The sequence below is a fragment of the Paenibacillus sp. JGP012 genome (genome assembly GCF_014203995.1).
GTDB classification, from domain to species: domain Bacteria; phylum Bacillota; class Bacilli; order Paenibacillales; family Paenibacillaceae; genus Paenibacillus; species Paenibacillus silvae.
Window position 1 is genome coordinate 114096 of record NZ_JACHKG010000012.1, and the last position, 25477, is coordinate 139572.

Annotated in this window: 21 protein-coding genes; 18 read left to right on the forward strand and 3 right to left on the reverse strand. The window is 47.9% G+C overall.

Features of this window, described 5'->3' with window-relative positions; all coding sequences use genetic code 11:
* Window positions 1–285 precede the first annotated feature (285 nt).
* The gene (locus HNR77_RS16195) at window positions 286–1281 is read left to right on the forward strand and encodes a tRNA dihydrouridine synthase (protein ID WP_184186308.1); all 996 of its coding nucleotides are present in this window, start codon (window positions 286–288) and stop codon (window positions 1279–1281) included.
* 127 nt (window positions 1282–1408) lie between these two features.
* The gene (locus HNR77_RS16200) at window positions 1409–1978 is read left to right on the forward strand and encodes an SF0329 family protein (RefSeq protein WP_184186311.1); all 570 of its coding nucleotides are present in this window, start codon (window positions 1409–1411) and stop codon (window positions 1976–1978) included.
* Window positions 1979–2141: 163 nt separating this feature from the next.
* Here the strand turns inward: HNR77_RS16200 and HNR77_RS30795 are convergent, their stop codons facing one another.
* Window positions 2142–2222: a putative holin-like toxin gene (locus HNR77_RS30795; protein ID WP_397366954.1), complete on the reverse strand. Its 81-nt coding sequence runs from the start codon at window positions 2220–2222 to the stop codon at window positions 2142–2144.
* Between the two features lie 230 nt (window positions 2223–2452).
* Between HNR77_RS30795 and HNR77_RS16205 the strand changes: the two genes are divergently transcribed.
* On the forward strand, window positions 2453–3649 hold the full coding sequence (locus HNR77_RS16205; RefSeq protein ID WP_184186315.1) for a winged helix-turn-helix domain-containing protein: 1197 nt from the start codon (window positions 2453–2455) through the stop codon (window positions 3647–3649).
* Window positions 3650–3750: 101 nt separating this feature from the next.
* Complete coding sequence (locus HNR77_RS16210; protein WP_184186317.1) at window positions 3751–4917, forward strand: cobalamin-independent methionine synthase II family protein; 1167 nt, start codon at window positions 3751–3753, stop codon at window positions 4915–4917.
* 174 nt (window positions 4918–5091) lie between these two features.
* Here HNR77_RS16210 and HNR77_RS16215 read toward each other — a convergent pair whose 3' ends face one another.
* Window positions 5092–5646, reverse strand: a complete 555-nt coding sequence (locus tag HNR77_RS16215) for a GNAT family N-acetyltransferase (protein ID WP_184186320.1) — start codon at window positions 5644–5646, stop codon at window positions 5092–5094.
* A gap of 57 nt (window positions 5647–5703) precedes the next feature.
* On the reverse strand, window positions 5704–6531 hold the full coding sequence (locus HNR77_RS16220) for a TVP38/TMEM64 family protein (protein WP_184186322.1): 828 nt from the start codon (window positions 6529–6531) through the stop codon (window positions 5704–5706).
* A 160-nt stretch (window positions 6532–6691) separates the two neighbouring features.
* On the opposite strand from HNR77_RS16220, the gene HNR77_RS16225 reads away from it, so the two are divergent.
* From HNR77_RS16225 to HNR77_RS16290, 14 genes are all read left to right on the forward strand, one after another.
* Window positions 6692–7390 carry a response regulator transcription factor gene (locus HNR77_RS16225; protein WP_184186325.1) on the forward strand — a complete coding sequence of 233 codons (699 nt, stop codon included), beginning with the start codon at window positions 6692–6694 and terminating at the stop codon, window positions 7388–7390.
* Window positions 7383–8717, forward strand: coding sequence for a sensor histidine kinase (locus HNR77_RS16230; protein WP_184186328.1), 1335 nt, complete (start codon window positions 7383–7385; stop codon window positions 8715–8717). The genes HNR77_RS16225 and HNR77_RS16230 overlap by 8 nt, the downstream gene beginning before the upstream one ends.
* Before the next feature lie 152 nt (window positions 8718–8869).
* Window positions 8870–12244, forward strand: a complete 3375-nt coding sequence (locus tag HNR77_RS16235; protein ID WP_184186331.1) for a HEAT repeat domain-containing protein — start codon at window positions 8870–8872, stop codon at window positions 12242–12244.
* A gap of 225 nt (window positions 12245–12469) precedes the next feature.
* Window positions 12470–13546 (forward strand): glycosyltransferase, encoded by a 1077-nt coding sequence (locus tag HNR77_RS16240; RefSeq protein WP_184186334.1) that lies wholly within the window; start codon window positions 12470–12472, stop codon window positions 13544–13546.
* Between the two features lie 577 nt (window positions 13547–14123).
* Window positions 14124–15482, forward strand: coding sequence for a radical SAM/SPASM domain-containing protein (locus tag HNR77_RS16245; RefSeq protein WP_184186336.1), 1359 nt, complete (start codon window positions 14124–14126; stop codon window positions 15480–15482).
* A complete protein-coding gene (locus HNR77_RS16250; RefSeq protein ID WP_184186339.1) occupies window positions 15454–15750 on the forward strand; it encodes a PqqD family protein in 297 nt (98 codons plus the stop codon). Before HNR77_RS16245 ends, HNR77_RS16250 begins: the two co-directional genes overlap by 29 nt.
* Window positions 15720–16478: a S24/S26 family peptidase gene (locus tag HNR77_RS16255; RefSeq protein WP_184186341.1), complete on the forward strand. Its 759-nt coding sequence runs from the start codon at window positions 15720–15722 to the stop codon at window positions 16476–16478. The genes HNR77_RS16250 and HNR77_RS16255 overlap by 31 nt, the downstream gene beginning before the upstream one ends.
* Complete coding sequence (locus HNR77_RS16260) at window positions 16475–16717, forward strand: 4Fe-4S dicluster domain-containing protein (RefSeq protein WP_184186344.1); 243 nt, start codon at window positions 16475–16477, stop codon at window positions 16715–16717. Before HNR77_RS16255 ends, HNR77_RS16260 begins: the two co-directional genes overlap by 4 nt.
* A 90-nt stretch (window positions 16718–16807) precedes the next feature.
* A complete protein-coding gene (locus HNR77_RS16265; protein ID WP_184186347.1) occupies window positions 16808–18097 on the forward strand; it encodes a hypothetical protein in 1290 nt (429 codons plus the stop codon).
* Window positions 18094–19941 carry an ATP-binding cassette domain-containing protein gene (locus HNR77_RS16270; RefSeq protein ID WP_184186350.1) on the forward strand — a complete coding sequence of 616 codons (1848 nt, stop codon included), beginning with the start codon at window positions 18094–18096 and terminating at the stop codon, window positions 19939–19941. Before HNR77_RS16265 ends, HNR77_RS16270 begins: the two co-directional genes overlap by 4 nt.
* Window positions 19942–21651: an ATP-binding cassette domain-containing protein gene (locus tag HNR77_RS16275; RefSeq protein WP_184186353.1), complete on the forward strand. Its 1710-nt coding sequence runs from the start codon at window positions 19942–19944 to the stop codon at window positions 21649–21651. It abuts the gene before it with no gap.
* 31 nt (window positions 21652–21682) lie between these two features.
* The gene (locus tag HNR77_RS16280) at window positions 21683–22690 is read left to right on the forward strand and encodes a glycosyltransferase (RefSeq protein WP_184186356.1); all 1008 of its coding nucleotides are present in this window, start codon (window positions 21683–21685) and stop codon (window positions 22688–22690) included.
* Window positions 22687–24078 (forward strand): glycosyltransferase family 2 protein, encoded by a 1392-nt coding sequence (locus HNR77_RS16285; protein WP_184186359.1) that lies wholly within the window; start codon window positions 22687–22689, stop codon window positions 24076–24078. Before HNR77_RS16280 ends, HNR77_RS16285 begins: the two co-directional genes overlap by 4 nt.
* A complete protein-coding gene (locus tag HNR77_RS16290; protein WP_184186364.1) occupies window positions 24041–25393 on the forward strand; it encodes a glycosyltransferase in 1353 nt (450 codons plus the stop codon). The genes HNR77_RS16285 and HNR77_RS16290 overlap by 38 nt, the downstream gene beginning before the upstream one ends.
* The last annotated feature ends 84 nt before the right edge of the window (window positions 25394–25477 follow it).

Below are 25477 nucleotides of genomic sequence, written 5' to 3' on the forward strand. Positions count from 1 at the left end.
GAGGATCGGCAAGTGAAAATCAGGTAGATCACATGTGATTATTTTATTTTAGATAAATTCATTTTGGGCGGAATGGTTCCGAGGAGTCTTGCGATTTTCACAATCTGTCCTCAATAATTAAAGATTAAACATATCTATAATATCCTTGATATATGGTAATGTCAAATGTATTCAGTTTTCCAAGAGAAGTATGCTTCTTTCAGGGGTATGATATAATCGTTCTACAGATGTTTGACCATTTTCGGGATAAAGAATTTCCCTAGTATGCATAGAGAGGTTTTGGATATGACGAAAGACAATTTTTGGCGTGAATTGCCACGACCATTTTTTATATTGGCGCCGATGGAGGACGTGACGGATGTTGTATTTCGTCATGTGGTCAGTGAGGCGGGCAGACCGGATGTGTTTTTTACCGAGTTTGCCAATACGGAAAGCTACTGTCACCCGGAGGGCAACAAAAGTGTGCGCGGGCGGTTGACCTTTACCGCAGATGAACAGCCGATTGTGGCTCATATTTGGGGAGACAAGCCGGAGTTTTTCCGCGAGATGAGCATCGGTATGGCGAAGGAAGGCTTCAAGGGCATTGACATTAATATGGGCTGTCCTGTGGCGAATGTAGCAGAGAATGGCAAAGGGAGCGGTCTGATCTGCCGACCGGCGCTTGCGGCGGAGATTATTCAGGCGGCAAAAGCCGGAGGGCTGCCCGTTAGCGTCAAAACAAGGCTTGGGTTCACCGAGGTCGATGAATGGCGCGACTGGCTGACTCATATTCTGCAGCAGGACATCGTGAATTTGTCCATTCACCTGCGTACAAGAGAGGAAATGAGCAAGGTGGACGCGCACTGGGAGCTGATTCCCGAGATCAAAAAGCTGCGGGACGAGATCGCACCGAATACACTGCTAACCATTAACGGGGATATCCTTGACCGTGAGACTGGTCTGAAACTGGCGGAACAATACGGCGTGGACGGCATAATGATCGGGCGGGGCATTTTCCAAAATCCATTTGCTTTTGAGAAGGAGCCGCGCGAGCACACCACGGAGGAGTTTCTTCATCTGCTGCGGCTTCATCTGGACCTGCATGATCAATACTCGGAACTCGAACCGCGTTCGTTTAGTCCGCTGGCACGTTTTTTCAAAATTTACGTTCGTGGCTTCCGCGGTGCGAGTGAGCTGAGAGGTAACTTGATGAACGCCAAAACAACCGCCAGAGTACGTGAATTGCTGGATGAGTTTGACAAAAACCATAATTCAGATGAGGCAGGTAAGCAAGTAGACTGACTTAGTTACTGGAAATTCAGAAGAATGATGATTTAGGTTAGAGAGACATAGCCTGCGCGGCTATGTTTTTCTTTCAAGAGGGGTCTTGGTCGTTCGAACAAATAAATAGAGAAAGCAGGTGAGGTATATGTCCTGGAGTAAATTAAAACAACAATTAGACAGTTTTCTTAGTCCCACACTGGCTGGAACAGTAGCGTACCGGGCGACCAGCTATCGCTATTCACCGGATAAATCAGGAAGCTGTTACCTGACCGTAGATCAGAAGAACATCCTTAATATGGCAGATACGACAACACCCATCCGTTGGTATCAGACCGATCAGGAAATCAAAAACGATCCGAACATCGTCATTGCTGTAAGTCATGAAGAGATTGAAGCCATTCGCAAAGAAACGAAAGGGGCTGTGCCTGAGGAGCGGCTGGAGATCATGGTGCGAGGCCGAAAAAGCACATCTCATGCCAAAGAGCTGTTAGCCGCTCAAACGGCGTTAAGCAAATCTAACTTTACGACAGCAGCAACTACGTTTCTAGCGACTTCAATTGAGGACAATCTGGAGAGTAAAGATATCCTGCTTAATATTTTAGCGCTGATTGACAGGCGAGTGGGTAAAAAGCGTATTCTGAACATGTCAGAGTCGATTAAAATGAAGCATCCTGCTGTGCAGTATTTTTATGAACTGCGCCGCAGAACGGTGTAAAATCTTTATTTCTCATGTTATACTAAGGCTATAAACAGCTTATAATGCAAAGAGAGCCGTGCGTCAACACGACTCTTTGCGCAATAGCCGCTTTTAAGGGCGGTGGGCTTCAAACAAGAGGATACACGACCAAGTAGACCGCAACCTTTGGATGGAGGGCGGTCTACTTGTGTTTATCGGACAGTAGCGCTGCAACTAGCAAACCAAAGGTAAGCATCAGCATAATCGCTTCAAACACTGTCACAAGGCATCACCTCCCTTCCGGGAGATTAGCCGACCGCCCATATCAGCCTTTCCATTGCTATGCAATTATACCATAATACATATTTTCTTAGGTGCACGATAATGGCAATTAAGGTAAGATTCATGTTACAATAGAATAAGAACATACGTTTTGTTTTTGTTTTGTTTTGTTTTGTTTAATACATATCCGTAGATTCCTGGGGTTGAACTTGTTAAGGAGTGGACGTGATCATGATACGATTAACCAAACGGCAGGCAAGACAGTTTTTGCTGTTGAAGCATGGGTTGTTGGGGGAACATCAGTTTATCGGAAAGGCAGGCATTATGGACTTTGTGCGGCAAGTTGGCTGCATTCAATATGATCCGATCGATGTCTGCGGGAAAAACGCCGAACTGGTACTCCAGTCACGAATCAGCGGGTTTAGCAAGAGCATGCTTGACGAGTTATTGTATCAGGATCGATTGCTGGTCGATTATCCTGACAAAAATCTGGCGATCATGCCCGTGGAGGACTGGCCTTATTTCGAACGATACAGACAAGCTGCCAGGCAGCATGCCATGAAGTATCCCGAGATGGAGGCGCTAACTACACAAGTAAGGAATTATATACAGCATCATGGCCCGGTAAGCTCGAATGATTTGAATGTTTTACAGCTGACTGGAGATTTCGCCTGGAGCTCAGCCATCCACTGGAGTAGTGGTAACAACATTGCCCGGTCCGTGCTGGAGCAGATGTATTCGACAGGCGAGCTGGTTATACATCATAAAAAGGGGACACGCAAGTATTATGATGTGGCCGAGAAACATATACAGTCTGATCTGCTGCATGCGCCTGAGCCACTGTTGAACGAATTGCAGCATCACAAGTGGAGGGTATTGCGCCGAATTGGTGCTGTAGGCCTGCTGTGGAATCGTGCATCGGATGCCTGGCTTCATATATGGGGATTAAAATCGGAGCAGCGCAACAAAGTCTTCGAAGAACTATTGCAGGAAGATCGGATTATCGAGGTCAAGGTAGAGCAGATGAAGGAGACCTTATATTGCAGGGCTGAAGATATGCCCTGGATCGACACTATACTGCAAAATCCGGAATTTCCTATGCGCTGCGAGCTGATTGCTCCGCTGGACAATATGATGTGGGACAGAAAACTCATAAATGCATTGTTTGACTATGATTATAAATGGGAGATCTACACGCCCGCACTCAAACGAAAATTTGGTTATTACGTGCTGCCTTTATTATATGGGGATCGCTTTATTGGTAGGGCTGAGATTGTTGTGGAGCGTAAAGCCAGCAAGCTTGTTGTGAAACATGTCTGGTATGAGAAAGATGTACAGTTAACCAAGCAGCTTGAAGCACAAGTGAACGATTGCTTCCAGCGATTCTCGTTATTTAACAGCTGTGAAACGGTAGTAATGGAAGCATAGTGATATAGCCTAAAGCTATAACCAGTCATACTTTTTTGGTATCTCTTCTAACCCTGCTCTGCGTGATATGATGAACATATACAAACGAGGGGGTTATTTTTATGACAGACAAGTTTCAGATTGTAGGAAGTTTATTGCGGCCAGAAGAGCTGTTGACATATAAAACACAGATTGAGCACCGGGATGATATTCAGTATCCATTCTATGCAAACTTTGAAGGGTACCAGCAATGTGAGAGCAAAGCCATTGATCAGGTTGTACAGAAAGAGATTGAGAACAAGCTGACCGTCATTACGGATGGTGAATTTTCCAAATCGATGTGGCATCTCGACTTTGTCTGGGGCTTTGATGGGGTGCAGCGTTATATCGCGGATCATGGTTACTTTTTCAGAGATGTGGATGGCACTTCGAAATATGAAACTCGCAAGGATATCGGACTGCGCATTACGGGCCAGTTGAGCGGGAAAAACCATCATTTTATTCAATTGTTCAAACAGCTGCAAGAGAAAGCTGGCGACCAGCAGACCAAGCTCTGCATTCCGTCACCATCGCATATTTTCGGTGAATTATCCTGGTCGGATAACATCGGAGGCAAGGAAGCGGTGTACCAGAATATACAGGAGCTCAAAGCAGGTCTGGTCAGCGCGTATAAGGAATTTGTGCAGGAATTTGCAGCTGCGGGCGGTACTATTCTGCAGATGGACGACTGCCTGTGGGAGCTGTTCGCTGACGACAATCCGAACTCGCCGTTCACCGGGGAGCATATTAATCAGGAGGAAGTACAAGGGCTCGCTACAGAGTTTATCGACATTAACAACACGATTATTGACTACGGTCACAGCCTGGGTCTGAAAATGTGGACACATAACTGCCGCGGCAACTATGATTCCCGCAACATGGGCGGTGGATCATATGCGAAGATTGCGAATCTCTTCCTGAAACAGTTGAAATATGACCGCTTCTTCCTGGAGTGGGATGATGATCGTGCCGGTTCCATCGAAGCGCTGGAGGTGTTCAAGGATCGACCGGATACGGAGATTGTTCTCGGCCTGCTGTCCTCCAAGACAAGTACACTTGACGATGAGGAGCGCGTTGTCCGTTTGCTGGATGAGGCATCCAAAATTATCGACAAGGACAGACTGCTGCTCTCTCACCAGTGCGGCTTTGCCTCCTGTGACGGCGGGAATGAGCTGAGTGAAGCACAGCAGTGGGCAAAAATTCATCAGGGTCAGCAGATTGCAAAGCAATACTGGGGAAATGCGATCTAAGCTGAACAGATGTTGTGCCTGGCAGCACCTTTCTATACATCTATAAAAGCAAAATGGCGGCTTATCCTTCGGAATATATCCGGGGAGAAGCCGCCTTATTTATGGTGAGCCGTTTCGTTGCATCATGCAGCATCTGCATATAAGGCCACGGCTGCGTTAGCTGGCTTATTTCGGTTACTTCCGAGCTTCCTGCTGCGCAAGCCATTCTTTACTTAATAAAGCATATTGGTAGGTGTTCTCGTATTTCGGGGTGCCATCCTCATGTTTGACAAACGAAATGAATTCGAGAAACAGACCTTCCCGGCGCATGCCCAGCTTCTCACACAGCTTCTGGGAACGGAAGTTATCGTCCTCCACATAGGCGTACAGTCTACGTATGCCCTGCTCCGTGAAGAGATGTTCGATGAACGCACTCGCGCTCTCGCTGGCATAACCTTTCCCTTCATATCTTCCGTTGAAATTCCAGCCAATACTGTACGTATCTGAATCCTTCTCTTCCTTCATGCCGAACAGCTCACCAATCAGTTCATTGCTGTCTTTCAGGCAGACCGCGATATGGGAATCGTCATTGCTGCGTTTCTCGACTTCAACTACGGCTTGCTCAAGTGTTGTCATCTGATGATCCATAAAACAATTCACGCGTGGGTTAGCTGTATACTCCAGCAGTCCTGCAGCATCCGAGGCGGTGAAATTGCGCAGGATCAATCGATTGGTTTCAATGGGGTGCATAAATAATTCCTCCAGTTAAGTTGTACATAGTACAGAATGAAGAATAGCTATATCGTATTATCCTTTATTTTTGACGGTGGCCATGTCTCGCGGCTTGGTCAGAGCAGGGGAAGCTTTGGCCTTGACAGCGCTCATGACCTTGTTTGCATCCTTTGTCTCATTTGTTTTGGTAGTCTCATCGACCTGGGGCGCTTCGTTGGCCTGCTCCGCTTTGGAGAACAGGTTCACTAGCTTGTCTTTGTAGATATAGCCGAGTACAAAACCGATAACAGCAATAACGGATATGATGATCGCAACAGTGTACTGCTGTGTTTGAATGGTCGAACCTAACGCAGCTGATCCGATAATCCATGGCAGTCGTGCCACCAGCAGTATGATGAAGAAACGCAAGGAGCTAATGGAGGTCAGTGCGGCAACAAATACCAGCATATCCTTGGGCAGCCCCGGAACCACAAAAAAGATAAACAAAAAGGCAGTAAACTTGCGCTCGTCCTGCATAAACGAGATCCATTTCATATTCTGCTTCTGAAGCAGGCGGGATACGAAATCACGGCCGATGAACCGGGTGAAATAGAAGGCGATGGCTGAACCCAGGATCAGACCGACTGTTGTATAGAAGGAGCCAAGTGCAGAACCATAGATATATCCCCCGGCAATCTGTACAATCTCCCCGGGAATCGGTGCAACGACGATCTGAAGAATCTGGAACAAAATGAACATGACCGGGCCCCAGTGTCCCGTGGAATGAATATAAGCTCTGAAGTTGTCCATCGACGACATGATTTTGATAATGTCAGAAGCGTAATAGATGAGCAGACCCATCGCCAAGGCAACGAACAGACCCAGCAGTATTTTGAGCACGCCATGTTTCGAATATTGCTTCATAGATACGACTCCCTTTGTTTAATAACCTTGATTACTTACAGTATAAATCGGAAACATGAAGATTAGCCCACAGAACTTCTGAAGAATTCTTAAGCCGGGATGGATGTGCTGGCTCTGGGTGAAATCGCGGACTATACTGATAGTGGACGGAGGGATTGCAATGAATAACAGCAAGCAGATTCTGATTGCAGACGACAATAGTGAAATACGCGAGATCGTCAGGATTTTGTTAGAGAGTGAAAATTACGAGGTTATTGAAGCCGTGGATGGCCAAGATGCCGTGGATAAAGTAACGGAAGAGACGGACCTCATTATTCTGGATATGATGATGCCCAACAAGTCAGGCTTGAGGGCCTGTCTCGAGATTCGTGAAAAAACGAGTGCACCGATCCTGTTTCTTACAGCGAAAACACAGGATTCGGATAAACAACTAGCCTTTTCCTCGGGGAGCGATGACTTTCTGTCCAAACCGTTCTCCTATACCGAGCTTGTTGCAAGGGTCAAAGCGCTGCTGCGCCGCTATTATGTCTACCGGGGCAAAGAGAAAATCGAAGAGACAGACCACATCGTGGTGAAGGATCTGAAGATTCATCAGGATTCCAAATCAGTATACATCGGGGAGAAGGAGGTCTCGCTCACCGATATTGAATATCAGATTTTGATGCTGCTGGCATCGAAACGGAGAAAGGTATTTTCAGCCGAAAATATATATGAGAGTGTCTGGCGACAGCCTTATTTTTATACCTGTAATAACACCGTCATGGTCCATATCCGTAACCTGAGAAACAAGCTGGAAGACGACCCGCAGCATCCGAAATATGTGAAGACTGTCTGGGGGAAGGGGTACAAAATTGAATAGATTTCTGATGGGCAAACAGCTGAAGCTCAAGATGGTGCTTGCCATTATTATCTCGCTGCTTGTTGCAGCAGGTGTATCCATTGTTTTTCAAGTGGTGGGAGAGACGGCACTGGACAGTTATCTTAGCAAATCTACCTTTGTCGAGAACAGGCAGAAGGATGCGCTGGAACGCTTCCAGGCTCTTGTAAGCAGCGAGCAGTTGTCTACACAGGATCATGAGGAATTATCCGGATGGATTAGCGGGGAGCGTTACCTGAAGCTGTTTATATTTGTAAAAGACAAGCTGATTTACACCTCCAATACCGAGGCTGACCCGGAGATTAATGAGGAGCTGCTGACTCAGTTTTTACCATCCAAAATACCGATTACTACAGTCCAGTTTGCAGATCAGCCGGCACAGGTGTATCTGGTTGGTTTTTATGAATATCAGTATTACAACCTGCTTCTCATTTTGAGTGTATTCGCTGCCGTTATTGCTTTTATTATCGCTTTTCTGCTGCTTATCAGTCATAAAATCTCGTATATAGGCAAGCTGGAGCGGGAGATTAAAATTCTGGAAGGCGGCAACCTGGATTACAAGATCACCATATCCGGCAGAGATGAGTTGTCATCACTCGCCTGGAGTATTGATGAGATGCGGAAATCCTTTGTGGAACGGCTTGGTAGCGAGGAAAGAGTGAGGACAGCCAATCGGGAATTGATTACGGCCATTTCTCATGATTTGCGCACACCGCTCACCATTTTGCTGGGGTATATGGACATCATTGAGCTTGGCAAATACAAGACACAGGAGGACCTGCTGCAATACATCCATAATAGCCGGGAGAAGGCATATCAGATCAAGATTTTATCGGACAAGCTGTTTGAATACTTTACGGTATCTTCTGCATCAGAGGAAGAGGATGTGGACTTCGAAATCTATGAGGGCCGGGAGCTGCTGGATCAGCTGCTGGATGAGCAGCTGGCGGTGATCGAGGATATCGATGTTCAGATTCAGCCGAATTACGGGGAGCAGCCTTTTTTGCTGGAAATGAATCTGGTTGCGATTCGTCGTGTGTTTGATAATATTTTCTCGAATATAAAAAAGTATGCAGATACATCCCATCCTGTCCATATTGAGCTGCATATGAAACAGCAAATATTATACATGAACGTTTCCAATCGGATCAGACCTGTTGACAAAACGAAGGACAGCAACGAGATTGGCCTGGTCAGCTGTAAAAAAATTCTGGAGCAGCATAATGGAACGTTAAGCACATCAGAGCGAAATGATAGATTCACATTACAGATTGAGCTGCCTGTCATTCTAAGTAATACCGATCGGTGATCGTTGTGGAAGGGGAAGGAGCAGATGATGGGATAGCAGAGGAAAAGAAGATGGAGGCAGCAGCCGTGCATTTTTGATTTGCAGATGAAACTTATGCAGGGTATGAAGGGTTAATATAGAAGGAATGTCAACATGTGAGGGGAGAGAGCTTCATGAAGAAGAACAGTCACACTCCACTAACGAAAGATCGAATCTTGCAGGAACTGGATTCACTGGGCTACTCGGATCGGATGAAAAAAATGGCACGGCTGGGCCTGGATCATCCAGTCCCTGAAGAATATGCTGTGCTGCTGATCGAATTGCTGGAGAGCGGAACAGCTTACGAAGCCCATCTGGCCTTAACCGGTGCTGGCGCGATGCGGGATGCACAAGCGGTGAAACATGCATTAAAACATTGCAAATCGGGGGTCAGGGGCCGGGCGGCCTGGATGCTCGCAGAATTGATTACCGATTCAGGTTACCCTGTTGAAGCCGAGATCGTTTCGATGTCTCATCAAGAGCGTCAGCTGCTGCTCCGAAGCATCGTGAAGCATAAAAGACAGGATTGGGCAGAACGACTGCTGCAGATCGTATTGGAACGCTGGGGAGCCAAGGAGGCCGCTATACTATTGCCGATGTGCAGTGAAGAAACGGTTCGCACAAGGCTGCCGCAGCTGGGATACGCTCTCCGTAACTGGCGGGTCCTCACAACTCGTTATCCTGATCAGGCAGCTGCATATCTGAACAAGGTATTGAGCGAGGCGTCAGATAGCGGGAAGTCAGGTGTCTGGTACACGATGAGCACTGCGGTAGAGAAGCTGAGTGTGTTCAGGCCTGGAATGATACTGGACTACGCGCTGAAATATGGCCCCAAAGAGTTGATCCATCCCGTGATCAAAGGGCAATTGGGTATTCTGATTCAAACGAGCCCCGAGCGAGTATTCGAGCTGCTGACACGGGAGGAATCGAGGGCGTATTTGCTGAACAACGGGGTTCCGGCGGGTGTATTGAAAAAAAGAGGCTGGTTCACCTCTGCGCAATGGACTGCGCTGGTGAAGCTGCTGGCTGCGGCGCCTTATCAAGTGGCGAAGGTGCTGGATACACTTGCGCCTTCCAGCCGGGGGGCGTTGTTCGAGGCTGCTTATCCAGAGCAGGAGCGCAAGCTGCGCATGTTCCCGATGAGCCTGCTCGATGTGCTTCCTCATCAGCTGCGCGATCGGGAAGCAGCCCGTATGCTCAATTTGCGTGATGCTCGGGAAGATCGGGGCATTATGCTTGAACTGACTGCGCGTCGTATGATCGATGCAGCCAGAGAAACGCTGGAGCTGTCGGCGCAGGCGTCCAGTGCAGATGAGCGTGCATTAGCGTATGCCCGGCTTATCCAGAGCACAGCGTTATCCCGGCGCGGCATGGGGGAGACCTTGCGTTTCCTGACAAGGGTGAAGAATGATCAGGACCCTGTGCGCTTCACTGTAATGACAGAATTGTCTAGCTGCCCTGCCCCGATGTTCAAGGGGGAGCATGTGGATCATCTGACAATCCTGGTCGATAGCGTCATTGAGGCCAGAGATACTTCTCATGGGACAAGATCGGCAACGGAGAAGCTGGCTTATGCGATTCTGCGAGAGCATGCCGGGGAGGCTGAACATCCGCTGTTCCAGTTTGCGCTTAGAGTGATGAAAAGAATGACGATGCGTGACGGACAGTTCATGCTGTATGCAAGGGATTGGAAGGGAATACCACGGGCTGCGATCGAAACATTATTTGACGAAATCTATGCCGTGGGTTTAGAAGCAAACAAGCGGGAAAGTGATTATGTTGTTTTGCGGATGGCTGATGGTTTTGGGGAAGCCATAGATCATCTGCCCAAGCTTCATCAGCTGCTGGAGGAATTGGTCAAGAGCAAGAAGGCTCCTGCTCAAGCCGTCCGTTACTGGTTAGCACCCTACAAGACAAGGGATGCACGTGTGAGGGAACTGCTGGACCGTGACCCGACCTTTATTTCATTCTATGAGGTGTTTGAGCATCTGCACCGGAAACGTCAGGAGTGGCTGGACCCGTTTATCTCCGGTAAGGTTCTTAAAGGCAAACATCTAACGGGCAAAACGATCTATCTCGTGCCTGCGTATGATGGCTTTTACCGCTGGCTGCCGCGTCAGCAGCAGGCGCTTGCTTCGCTGCTTGAGCGTGTGGTGCAGGACAACAAGCGCAGCTTCCACGAACGAGCCAGTGCAATGCGCAGTTTGGCAGGCATGCCGGATTATCACTCGGATCAGCTGGAGAAGCAGCTGCAGGACCCCGAAGTACATATTGTAGAAGCCGCGCTGCATGCTTTTTCTTTAACAGAGGAGCCGGAAGAAGCACTTCCGGTGCTGCTGAACAATCTGGACGGGGATCGTGCGCGCGTAGCGATGTATTCCATACCGAAATGTGCACGCAGGGTAAGCCCGGAGCTGCTTTCCTCTATGCTGTCCAAGCTGCTGGATCGGGAGAAGCTGAAGATCACGGTGAGGAAGGAAGCGATACGGCTGCTGGGGGCGTACAAAAGCAGTGAAAGCATGCCGCTGCTTGTTCGGGAGTACGAGAAGCCGAACCAGCATAAGGATGTTATCATTGCTATCGGTCATGCTGCCAGACAATGTCTGGATGATGAGCGAAGCTGGGCCATGATGAGTGTCATGGCATCTTCTTCGGACCGGGATATTGCTCGAAGCTTGCTGAACCAGTCCCCGGCGGAGCTGCCGGTAGAAGCGCGTTTGCGATATTTGCAGTGGATTACGGAAATTGCCGGTCATGATGACCCGATTGTATCGATGGAGGCTTTTCAGGCCATGACTCGCTGGGGCAGTGTGAGTGCAGAAGTCATCGCGGATTGTGCGGGCGGAGCATTGATCGATCTGGAAGACGCAAGCCGCTGGCAAGCCGCACTGCATGCGTTCGTCCATGTTGTCCAGGACGGAAAAGTGAATGATCAGGTCGTGTATGTCATTCGGCAGTTGGCTGAAGCGAAGATAAAGGACGACTGGAATGCGGGCAGCGAGAGAGACCTGCCCAATCGTCAGCGCTTGCTGAGGCTGTTGGAGAGAATTGTGTCGTTATCTCCGCCAGTGAGGAGTATGCTTGCACCGTTATATGCGGCCATAATTGAGGCGCTTCAGCCGTATGAAACGCTAAAGTTTGCTGTGATTCCTCTACATTTAGCTGCAATAGGCTGGAGTCAGGCTGACCTGGCGGTGGTACATCTGAACGCTGTATTAGAAATCATGAATGCTCATCCGTATGTATGGGATTCGGTGGATCAGCAGGTTACCCGAATACTGCTTGCAAGCAAATCATACTGGGAACCGGAGCAGCTTCTTGGCATCGTCGATATATTGAAATTACGGATCGACCTGGCTTCATCTTATATAGAGCTTTCCCTGTTGAAGCTTGCTGGGGAGGCACTGTTCTGGAATGAAGATTGCCGCGAGCGTCTTAGAGCTTACAGGCAGCATGAGCACGAGGCAATCCGGCTGCGGGCGCTAGATATTTGTACGATCTCTGAATAAGATAAATGGGGAAAAGCGGTGCAGGGAATCATCTGTGCCGCTTTTTCTGTATAACAAGCAGGATCATGTAAATATCGATAAATGGAGCTTGTGGAACAAACAGTTTTAGAGGTCAAAAAAATAATTTACTTTAAAGCGGAGAAGTGTTAGTATTTGGTGGAAAAAGTTAGAAAAAAACCATGGATTTTGCTTCTGAACGACCTACATTCAAGGAGGCATCCGGTATTGAACATCCTATTTGTCGTGGATATTTTGCTTAGTGGTCGAGGTGGAATGGAGACAGCCCTTTCGTTAATCTATCATGAACTCAAACAGAAACATGATATCACCGTGATTTTGAGAGGGCAATCAGAAGATGATACCTGGGAAGAGGGAATCAACACGATCGCGTTATCAGCGAAAATAAACGATTTTATCCCGCAGCATATTTTGTTCAATATGTATTCTGCTGCCTTGGCAAACGTCATGAAAGATCTTCCGGGAGCAGATATCATCGTATCAACAGGGGCAATTGGTGTGAAAGCCTCGACGATGGCGATAGAACGGTTAAATATGCACGTGCCAGTCGTTAGCTGGCTTCACTTTAATCTGGATTTCTATTATCAATTCTTCGAGGATTTACGGGCTGCGGATGGCCATCTGGCCATTAGCGAAGGAAATTTAAGAGATTTGCAATGTGTTTTTCCCGAAAAACAAAACAGGCTGGTCTATAATCCCGTAAAATTTGATAACATTCCATATGTGAACAGGGCAGTCCATCCCGTTTTTGTGGTTGTTGGGAGATTGGCCAAGGTGAAAAATGTGGATCAGATTTTGAGGGCTTTTTCTCCTTTGCAAGAGAAAGATTTTGAATTACACATCATCGGTGATGGTGATCAATATGAATTGCTGGTAGAGCTGTCCCGGCAATTGGGGCTGCAAGATCACATGGTTTGGCATGGATGGCAGCAAAGGCCGTGGGATGCAGTACACAATGCAACCTCATTAGTTCTGGCATCCGATACTGAACCGTTTGGACTGGTTCTTATTGAAGCACTTTCCAGGGGAATACCTGTGATCTCCAGTAACTGCAAGTATGGACCAGGAGAGATTGTGAATGCCAGTAATGGCTGGTTGTACGAGCCTGAGAATCCGGGGCAATTGACTTCAATTTTGGACAGAATGATGCAGGGTGACTTGTCTCTTCCTGCTCCGGAAGTATGCAGAGAATCTGTAAGGAGGTATGCGGTTCAAAGCATTGCAGAACGTTTTGAACAGGCACTGCAGGACATTTCCAAGCATAGAGCTATACACCAGAAATGAATCGTTCACAAAATATTCGAAAAAACAGTTGACACAGTAAAAAAATGGCAGTATTCTAGAAAAAAATTCAAATATATGAAACAAAATGCATTCAATGCAATGCTAAAATTCACATACGCAAATGCTCTACAGTATACCTTTTTGTACTATTCAATGTGACCTAACTTATGTTCACGTTCACTCCTAGAATGACCTCTTGTTTCCCTCCTTTCGTTTAAAACTAGACTTGATGTACAACGTTATGCTAGACAAGCCTTTGCCCCTTTCGTTCTGATTCAATTGTTTCAGCTTTTTTGTTCTCTCAGCCAGCTTCCTCTTTCACTAGATTTTATTGGCTCAATATGCAAGCGCTTACGTTACGTTGTTATATGAGAGGAGGTGAGGAGACATGACGAATTATAAAAAACCAACGTTCCGCAAACTGGAATCTGCAGCGATTGCCGTTGCAGCAGGCTGCGGCTGCGGCTGCGCATTTTCGGTGGGTGGCGGTTATGGATCTTGCTAATCATTTATTGTTCATGAACACACAAAGAGGCCTGTTTATCGGCCTCTTATCTTGATTACTGGAGGCTTGTTCATGCAAATAGACGAACGATTGCATATTCCGGATGTCGCGGTGTACTACGAAGATGGCCATTATGTCGTACATAACGTTCAACTCAACTGTTGGGTTGTGTACTCACCAAGCGAGTATGAGATTGCATCGGAATTGATATACGACGGAAAATCGGCAGCTGAATTGATTGATTCAGGCTTAAATCCTCAGCAGGTGAAGCAGGTTGCCCGAAAGATGCTGATGTATCGCGTGGCTTATCAAGGAGAACGACCTGCCGAGTATCACATGCTGGATGTGATGCAGAAGCAGGGAATGGGCAAGGTGCCGCCTACCGCTGTTTATTTTGTAACCACCTACAAATGCAATCTGAGCTGTATTTATTGCTACGCGGATAGCAGCCCGGAGCGCTCGATGAACGGGGATATGAGCACCGAGGAAGCCAAGGACATGATCAGACAGATCAAGGAACTTGGGACCAGTACCATCGTGTTTACGGGCGGTGAGGCATTTATCCGCAAGGATATTATGGAGCTCATGGCCTACAGCAAGGAAATTGGATTGCGAGTCAACGTAATCAGCAACGGCACGTTGATTAATAGCCGTGAAAAGGTCAATGAAATTGCCAAGCTGGTGGATCTGTTTACGATCAGCTTTGACTCACTTGACAAAGAGGAGCATGAAGCCAACCGCGGTAAAAATACGTGGGAACGGGCGCGCAAGGCCATTGATCTTCTTCTGGAAGCCGGAATCAAGTTGAAAATCAACCAAACGGTGACCAAGCATAACCGGGATTCGGTTGATCCGATGCTGAAGTTTGCCACGGAACGCTCGGTGCGCTTGAATATTGTACCTCTAGCGACGCTTGGCCGCGGGGATGATCGCATGCAAGGACTGAACTTTGGTGAACGTCGCCGTATTGCCGATCGGATGCTGGATATCGAGATGGGGGATGCCCATGAAGACTGTCATGCCTTGAACGTAAGGCAATATGAGCGTCGGCGACATTGTGGTCACGGCACGAGTGAATTTTCGATCGATGCGAAAGGCAACGTATTCCCCTGCAAACTGATGCATTCTCCAATGTTCCACGCTGGATCAATTCGAGAGAAGTCACTTAGGGAAATATGGGAGACATCGGAGGTGTTCGAACGCTCGCGGAACAGGACGGTGCACACGTTACCAGAGTGCATGAAATGTACGTTCAGGGAATCCTGTGGCGGGGGCTGTCGTGCATTCCATTGGGGAGCTACAGGCGATGTTGACGGAACCTCTCCTCAGGATTGTTCAGGCATCAGACGCGGTATCCGTAGAAAAATGGTCGCATATTTCAAAATGGCAGGAGGTAAAACGAATGAGCCAGTTGTTTCAAATAGCCGATGATGTCTTTTTTGATGAAAATGTAGAGGGAATATTCATTCTTTCTGATGCTGGTGAAGTATTCGTCTTGGAGGATGATGTCAGTAAAGCGGTATGGAACATGCTTGCAGATTCCGTGCAATCTCTTGATGAGATGTGTCAGCAGATCAAACTGAATTTTAATATTGGCGATGAAGATCATGTTGAGGATGACATTCGGGACTTTGTAACGGCATTATCCAAAATAGGAGTTCTGAAAGAATGCTTAGTACCCGCAGACAGGATTTCCTGATTCGCGCATTGCAGCAAGGGAAGTCCATTCCGATCGTCATTGAGGGCCATTGCATGCATCCTCTTCTCGTTCAGGGGCAACAAATTTCAGTGCAGCCTTTACTGGATGAAATAAAAGAAGGGGACGTTGTACTGGTTCGTGACCAGATGAACGGTTATCTGGCTCATCGCATTATCAGCCTGGGACATGACTTCGTTGTTACTGCGGGTGATCGTAATCATATGTCTGATCCTCCCGTACGACGAAAGGATGTATTGGGGCGGCTGGACATACCAGATGAGCAAATGCTTAATCAAAATTCCGATAATCAGTGTTTATCAACTGCAGTTCGTTCACAAGGGTCATTCTCTGAAATGAAGGTAGTCGTTCATCCTGAGGCCATTGGATTTTCGTATGATAAGGTTTTGTCCCGTGCCTTTGGTGTAGAGATTCTCATTGAGGAAAATCCGCTCAATCAGTTGAGGAGTATGCGGGAGAAGGGATGGACAACGATTGTCATTCATGAAGGTGCAAGACAGCATCTATCGGAGCTCCCGTATGCTGCCAGCAGGATCGTGATCTTTGCTGGTTATGATGTGGCGAGAGAAACCGATGAATCTGCCGGTATTATTGGCATGAGTGATGTGGACTTTGTGGCTCGGACAGCAGTCGACTATTGGAATAACCTGCAAGCCGAACTGAGCATTGCAGCGATTATAGGTTTTCATATGAGGGGGACAAACGTATGACATGGGTAATTACCGCTACGTGCGAAGGAGAACGTTTGGCTAAATGTATCGTGGCTTGTCCCGAGAACGCCATTCAGACATCTCCGGATGCCAAGCAGTATTACATTAATCCATCGGTATGTACCGATTGTGGCTTGTGTGATCTGGCCTGCCCTGTGGCAGCTATTTTTCCAGAAAGCGCTGTGCCGAAGCAATGGAGAAGCAGTATTGAAGAGAACCGTTTGTTTTTTCTCACGTAGTCGCGCCAGCATAACCTGCATATGTCAGCGCAAGGAGGAAGAGGCTTGCGTTGACATGTAGTATCAGGGAAGAAGGGGAGCCGGAATACGATGCCGACACTTCGTGTACGAGTTGGTCAATATCCGCTATTACTGGAGCTGTGTAGAGCCATTAATGAGTTAAGACAAGATAAGCTATGGACGGTTACCCAGGAGCGAAACTATCCACCTGCGCTGTTGAATCTTATTCGTAACCGCGGTCTTCGTTCTAATGTCTATCGATATTGGGGCAGTTTGCTGCTGAAAGATATGCTGGCTGTCGAGACTGGGCCGGAAGTGAAATTGGTCAAGCGCATACTCGGTGCATCTGCCGATCACAAAGCCGATGAGGTTATGGCTGAATATGAAAAATATCTGGCTTCACAATGTGAGGCGATTCGGGAATATCTTGCACCTTTAGTTCAAAATTTTGATATAGCCGAGGTTGTTGAGCTGAAGCTGTATCCGTTATCAACCATGCCTCCTCCGCAGATTGGGAGATTTGGAGCAAGTCTGAGCAAGGCCATGACTACCTCCGTCCATTTGGCTTTTGGAGCACCACCGCTTCAGCTGTGGGATGATTTTAACCTGAACATCTCTTTCTTCGCCAGAGGTGGTATCCATTATCTCGTTAAAGAATGGCTGCTTGCGCATGAAGGTGAATATGGAGAAGTGAAGGAGGGCTTGAAGCCGTATCTGATTAATCTGGTTTCAGCTATCATTTTGATTGAAGTGGATCACTTTTTCAGTACGAATATTGATCTGGTTTTCCATGAAGAAGATAAATTGGTCTACCAGTGGGCGCTCGAGCAATATGATGGCAAGATGGGGTTTGGCAATCATCTGATCGAATATGTTCGCAGTCTGAATGCTCACTGGCCCCCTCCGCATCTGGAAGAGGCTCGTCATGATATTCCTATGACTGTCGTACATACGATCCAGAAGAAAGTTCGTGTCTCTATTCAGGATCAGTATAAACTTTTGGCGAATACCAGATGGATTGCTGATTATTATGATATTGCCGATTCTGAGGATGAGGGTGAACTGGAGAGAGCGTATCCGTTTCTAGTCCTGCCGTGGGATGCAGAAGGTGCTGCAGAGATCTGCTCCAGGCATCATATACAACGCAGTTATCATGAAGCCGCCGTGACTTATGAGCATATGACGGGGCAGAAGCAATTCGATACTGCGGACACGCTCTGTCTGCTCATTGATCATGATGTCGAGACCTCCTGGAAGTTTGTTTTATTATGCCCTTCCGTTCGGACTGAACCAGGCTATTACATTGAGACTTCCGTATTGTCACAGATTCATACACCGATTGCTTTCGTAGATTCTGCCTCGGGAAGGAGAATATTATGATCCGTATACATGCCGGGTTTGCCCAGATATGGATGATTGTTCGGGCAGGAGATCGGGCCATCTGGGCCTTGTTAGCGCTCATTTTGGCACTCGGTGTATGGCCTGGCTTCATGATATGGGCGATCAAGCATTCAGTGAATCAACTGGCTGATGGCGACCGCAACTCTTCATTAGCTTACATAGGCATTATTGCTGGGGCTGGCACGATTGCGATTTTGCTCAACGTGATACAGCCCTATTTTCTTAGAAAAGTAAAAGACCACGTCTATCACAATTTGTCTATTCGTTTGTTTGATAATGTCAATCGCAGAACAGAGAATGAGCTGCTTCGGGCGGCAACGCGAAATCGAATTTCAAGTACTTCTGAATCGGTTAGCTCGATCTACCATGGCGGATTGGATGGGCTGACGGCATTGCTTCAGGTCATAATAACGGGATTCTCCCTGATATGGATTCTGCTGGTGGTGGCGTGGTGGGCGCCTTTGCTGATCCTGGCTGGAACGGTGCTTAATGTCTGGCTTATGAAAAGGGCAGCGCTCTCTGAATCGGGTTTTCTGCAAAGTATTTCGGAAACCACGAGGCTCGAAGGGACGTTTCTGGATATGCTGACCACATTGAAGTCTGCCAAAGAAATGCGTGTTTTTGGCATGTCCGATTGGATGAAAGGCAAGTGGCAGACAGAGCAAAGTCGAATTGCACGGTTAACGATAAGGCAAATGGTCAAGGCCGGATTTTACAGGCTGGCAGGTCAGCTGGGCAGTGGGATTGTGACGACTATTGTATTGCTGGCGGGTTTATGGAAGCTGTGGCAAGGTACCTTGCAACCGGGAGAAGTTGCTGCACTGCTTATCGGAGGTCTGCATCTGGAACAGCTGCTTGGCCTGGTTCTTAGCCAAGGCAAGCACTGGCTGGGACGGAAAATGTTTTTGGCAGAGCTCCTTCAGCAGCCTGCCGAGGAACAGACGAACACAGCTGCAAGCCCGGCTTCTGAAACATTAGCAAACACAAATGTTGTTGCCAGCAGTACAAACACAACGCCATATGAAGGTATGGCGATGAATACGGTTGACTGTAAAAACAATGATATGGACATTCCCTATGCCATATCCGTTCGTCAATTAACGTTCAGTTATGACGGGGAGCATGCTGTTCTCAAAAATATCAACTTTGATGTTACACGCGGAGCAAAGGTGGCGATCGTTGGTGCCAATGGCTCAGGCAAAAGCACACTTATGCTGATGCTTGCGGGTCTGTTGAAGCCGGATCACGGTTCCGTAGCGTCAGAGAATGTTGGTGGGTTTTGCCTGCAAGACTACGGACGTTATAAGTTATCCGCTGCCGAGAATGTATATCTGGGGGATATCACTCGTAAAGAGCATACGGAAGATATGATGGAAGCGTTGAAGCTCACCAATGCCCAATTTGTAGATAAGCTGCCTCAAGGGCAGCAAACCGAGCTCTGGCCGGAAGTCGGAGGCTCGGATCTGTCGGAGGGGCAGTGGCAGCGACTGGCGTTAGCCAGAAGTATGTTCCGGGCTATCTATCGTGCAGGTTCGGTCATTATTATGGATGAACCAACGTCCAAACTGGACCCGAGTAACGAATTAAGCATTTTGGAGTCCATCATTAATCGATTAGAGGGCTACACCGTATTGTTTGTTGTTCATCGTCTGGTCGGTTGTGCTTTTGCCGATTCGGTGATCCTAATGGATCACGGGGAAATCCGGGATTATGGAACCCATGAAGGGCTGCTTGAGACAAGCACACCTTATCAAGCAATGTGGAAAGCCTCTTCTTCTTTTATGGAAACGATGAAGGAAGAGGAAGGAGGGGACGTGGCCTGAATGTGGTTGACTAAGGTAAAAGGTAAACGAAAGTTGTTGCCATGGATTGCGTTCGCTCTGTCCGTGACGCTGTTGAAAGGGATATTGCCTGCTGTTCGCATTTTTCTATTTGGTTATGCCGTTCAGCAGGTGATTTCCGGAGTCGATCTCGATCGCATGTTGCTGCTGATGGCCTGGTTCGCAGCGGCAACCATCGGAGAGAAAGTCATGGATTCGTTATATGGCATAGCGCTGGAGGGACTGCGTGTTCACTTGGGCCGAGCCGCCAAAGAGCTGTACATTGATCAATACAATAAAGTGCCATATCAGAGGCTTCTCGATGCCTCGTTCTCCGAATCGGCCGAAAAGGCAGCGAACGGCCTGGATCGCGGGCATCGCATACTCACGCTTGCGCTGGATGTTCTAAGTGCGGCAGTCACCCTGATCAGCCTGGGTACAGCACTATGGTTTGTCACGAAAATCGGGTGTCTGGTAATGATGGTAACCTTTGCTTTTGTTGTGTTCAAACAATACAAGCTGGGCCGTCAGATGTTTGACGTTGAGAACCGGCTGTCAAGACAACGTATTCGGGAAAACTACTACCGCAGCACCGTCATGGATTTTCAACTGGGCAAAGAACGCAAGCTGTTTGGATACTCACCTTATATTGTGAGCCTGTGGAAAAATACATTTGCTGATATCAGCAAGACGAATCAAACCTTTCTTCTTACCTCCCAGAAGACATCAGGACTGATGCAGATCGGGCAGCTTCTTCTTATCTCTGTAGCCTACATGGTGTCCATTCTGACATCCAGTTCCTCCATTGGTGGCTTGATCATCGCATTTCAACTGATTGATGAATTGCTTGGCAAAGCCAATGCATTTGTACTGGAGCTCCGTATGTTTACCAGCGAGCTGCTCGCTGCATCCAATCTTACCCGTTTTCTGGCCACAGATACTTCGGATCAAGTAGAGGCTTTACCCAAGAAAGCAGAGAACGAGATTGAACTGAATGGCGTTGGATTCTCCTATCCAAATCACAGCAAACCTGTGTTGACCGATGTGACCATGCATTTTCGCACGGGTGAGCTGGTCGGACTGGTGGGCGAGAATGGGGCTGGTAAAACGACGCTGTGTAATCTGATCTGTGGTTTGCTTGAGCCTGCCGAAGGTGAGATATGGGTGGATGGAAGACCCAGTCTGCATACAGACAGGCTGCGTGCAGTCTCTGTTGCTTATGCTGACTTTGCCAGACTCCCGCTCAGTGTACAGCAGAATGTTGGACTTCATCGGGAATGGAATGAAGCTGCACAGCAGCTTGTACAGGATATCACCGAGCGAAGTGGAGACAAACGATTGGGTACAGGATATACAGACGGAACGGAGCTGTCGGGCGGACAATGGCAGCGTGTGGCTGTAGCCCGGGCGATGGCTAATACGCGAACCATGCTGATTCTGGATGAACCTACGGCTGCAATGGACCCGGTGATGGAGGAACGTGTTGTACGAAGTGTGAAACAATTCGCAGCTCAGGGTAAAGCGGCCCTGCTGATCGCGCATCGGGTCAGTACAGTTATGCATTGTGACAGGGTTTACGTTATGGCGGACGGGCAGATTGTGCAGGAAGGTGCACCGCTCAGGCTGCTGGAGGAGGATGGAGTATTTCGTAACATGTACGGTGCGCAGGTTGCTTTGCTGAAGAAGCAGGGAATGGCCGCATCCGTTGGGTGATACTTGGAAGCCGAGGAAGGGGAAATATCCGATGAAGGTACTCTTTGTTTCGCGGGGAAACGGTTTTGGACATGCAAAGCGCGATCTGCTCGTTGCGCAGCGGCTCATACAGTTTAATCATGAAGTCATTATCGCATCTTATTCATCAGGACTTCAATATTTACAGAGGGTATATTCAGGCCAATTGATCGATCTCAAACTGCCTTCTGCTGGCAGCAGTGCTGAGCGAACCTCGAAGTTGCTGGACTTGATACGTTGCACACAGCCCGACGGCATCGTGGTGGATGAAGAGTTGCTGGTTCTGCCAATTGCCAAAAGTATGGGCATTCCTACCTGCTTTATCACGAATTGGCTGGAGGATGAACCTGAGATTGTGGGCTATCTGCAGATGGCGGACCAGATTGCGATTGTGGATCAGCAGGATCACTGGATGTTCGGGGCAGCGGACTCGATTCGGGAGAAGCTGAACTTTGTAGGCCCGGTGGTTGAAGTGCCTGAACGGACAGCGGCCAGGGAGAAAAAGATTGTCATCACGTCAGGCTCAGCGACGCTTGTGGACGTCCCTTTTTTCAGAAAGGCAATATCAGATTTAAAGGGGGAAACGGATTATATCAAGCTGGTGTACAGCGGTACATTGACCAAATCACTGCAGCGGCTCGGGGATGAAACGACACAGTTTATTGCAGACCCGGGTTCGTTTATGGACGAAGTGAGAGACAGCTCCCTGGTGGTGTGCAGGGGTGGGCATACGACGCTGTGGGAACTGGCTTCATTGGGTATACCGGCTATTGCTGTTCCCCGGAGAGAAGAAGTGAACCGCAGCAATATTGTTTATGCACGGCAGATGGGCAAGAGAGGTTATATCCGGTGGCTGGAGGAGTCCGGGATGGATCAGGGGCTGATTGCTAAATATGCCAGTGAGATTTTGCGTGGTCAGACAGAGCTTCAGACGTATGCTTACGATGGTACAGCACTGGATCGTTTGACATCTTGCATTCTGGAAAGCTTTTTCCTGACGCTCGCGGAGGAATCATTATGAGCGTGACGGTCATCATCCCGGTATACGGCAAACCTGATGTGCTGAACCTGACCTTGCAGGCGCTTGCTGAGCAGCATTATTCCGGCTTCTCTGTTTACCTCGTTGATCAGGGCGGATCGATAGCTTTTGAACCGTTTAAAGATGCCTTTGAACATAAGCTGCGACTTCATTACCTTGATACACCTGCACATACAACGGTATCAGACAAACGAAACAGAGCGATTCGACAGTCCACTGAGGATGTTGTTATTTTTCTCGATGCCGATACGATTGTGTGCGCTGATTTTGTGGGCGAGCATATGGCGATGCAGGGTGCCGGACATGATGTGGTCATTGGTTATATTTACGGGAAGAAGGGCATAAATCGGGAGGAGCTGAACTATGAGGGGAAGCTGGAGCTTGAAGCATTTATGAGATGGTTTAAGCATGAATCCGGGCGCAGTGCAGATGAACGGGAGAAATATTACGGGCCAGTGCAGGATCAGTTAATGCAACTGCAGTGGCCTTGGGCCGTATTCTGGTCAGGCAACATCTCTGTTTCCCGAACCGCATTGCAGCGTGCAGGTGGATTCGATCACAGATTCAAAGGGTGGGGAATTGAGGATATCGAGGTGGGATACAGACTTGTTCAATCGGGTTACACACTCACGTTGAGCCGGGCAGCTTGGGCTGTGCATGTGCCGCATGAGGTGGATGAGGCAAAGCGGAGGCGTGAGCAGACGGTTAATGCAAGAAGGTTTTTACGAAAATACCCTACCATGGAGATTGAATTATTCTTTCTCAAACTGCTTGATTGGAGGAAGGACTCAGCCGTAGTCCCGGCCACTGCCAATACCATACCCATAGACGACAGCCTCTCACAGAGAGATGAAATGAGCAACGTGATGCAGATTGTTGTGCAGATGGTCACTTCAAGCTATGACACTCACTTGTTATTGGTAGGTTATGAAGCCGGGCTGTTTGCCTTATCGCAGGTGAGTACTCTTATTGACCCTAGAGAAATGAGCGAAGACCTGATGAATATTTCTGGAAAAAAGGTTTACACGCTTGCCGGGAGCTGCATGCCGTTTGAAGCATTAACTTTCGACGGGTGTATTATTACAACCGTTTGGACGATGTACAGGCCCGAGATGATCTTCCATCTGCTGGTGGAAGCGCTGAGAACCTCGCGTGTATGCTATTGCCTGAGTCCAGGAACAGAAATTCTGCCTCTGCTTGCAGCAATTACTTCTTTGAAAAAGCAGGGCAAGGCCATCGAATACAGCATCGTGGATATCGTGGATCCAAACATGAAACTTGTCACATGCACAGATCATGGAATCGTTCAAGTTCAGGAAGGAGGCATGTTAGATGATTCGGGGCGTCACCGTCATCATTCCTACATATAATCACTCGGATTTGCTGGAGCGAACACTTGTATGTCTGAAACATCAGGAGGCTGATACCTCTTTATTTGAGGTCATTGTGTGTGATGACGGTTCCAGTGATGATACAAAAGAGGTCGCCTGTTCCTTCGAAGCTGACCTGGATCTACGATACTGTTATCAGAAGGACTTGGGATTTCGGGCAGGAACAGCACGTAATATGGGACTGCATCTGGCTAAATATGAAATATGTATGTATCTGGATACGGGTGTGCTGGTTGGCTCGGACCTCATTGTTAATATCATTCATTTTCATCAATGTTACGAAAATACGATTGGACTCGGCACGGTTCATGGCATGAATCAAAAGGATGACCAGCATCCACTCGCTAAATACTTGCAATCCATTGCTTCCTCCGAACATCCCGAGGCTTGCTTGCGGAATCCAATGCTGAAGGCCTATCCTGATTCCAGACAAACACAGTTTGATTTTTACGAAAATGATCTGGATCGCTGCTTAGCTCCGTGGTCGATGTTCTGGACAAGCATGGTTTCTGTGGAAACGCATTTACTGAGGCAGGTCGGCGGGTTTGATGAGTCTTTTCACGGTTGGGGGCACGAGGATTTGGAGTTAGGTTATCGGCTCTGGAAGGCTGGCTTGCATTTCCGGGCAGACCCCTCGCTCCGAGCATTACATTTGCCACATGAGCAGTTCAATCCGGTGGAGATGACCAGCCGGAAAAATCATCTGCACTTTGTAAAGCTGCATCAGGAGCTTCCGGTTGAGCTGTCTTATGTGAATCAAAACTTTATATATGAGATGGTACTCGGACAGTTTAAAGTAGCGGATCAATATCTGCCGCAGGATTACGACGATCTTGACCCGACCCGGCTTGGATTGCATAATGAAGGCAGACGATTAGCAGTGGGGTACATGACCCCCGCCTTCGTAAACAGGTTCAATATTACGGATGTATTTGCGTGTAATCAGCGTAACGCCGAGATGATTCGTATGCAGAGACCAGATGTTCATACCGCCTTCAAAGCAGGGTTCGTCAATTTCTGTGAGGATGATATATATCAATCGGCAATCCTTACAGACGTATGGAAAGTGATTCCGATTACGCTGTTAATCGTACTGCTCGATGAGATGCTGCGGATTGCCAAACGAGTCTATTTGCTGGATACAGCGGGTCTACAGCTCGACAATCTGCCCATAGTGGGGGAACAGCTCCCAACCGGATTTCATGCGAAGTCGATTGCAAGTGCTGGCAAGACAGCAGTCTATGACATAACCCGGCTGGCTCGGCGGCTCGATGCCGAGGTAAACAACCTGTGAACGGGACAGGTTGTTTTTTGTTTTTATTTTCACTACAATCGAGTAGAAACAGCGAACGTTACACTTCGATCACGAACCGAAGGA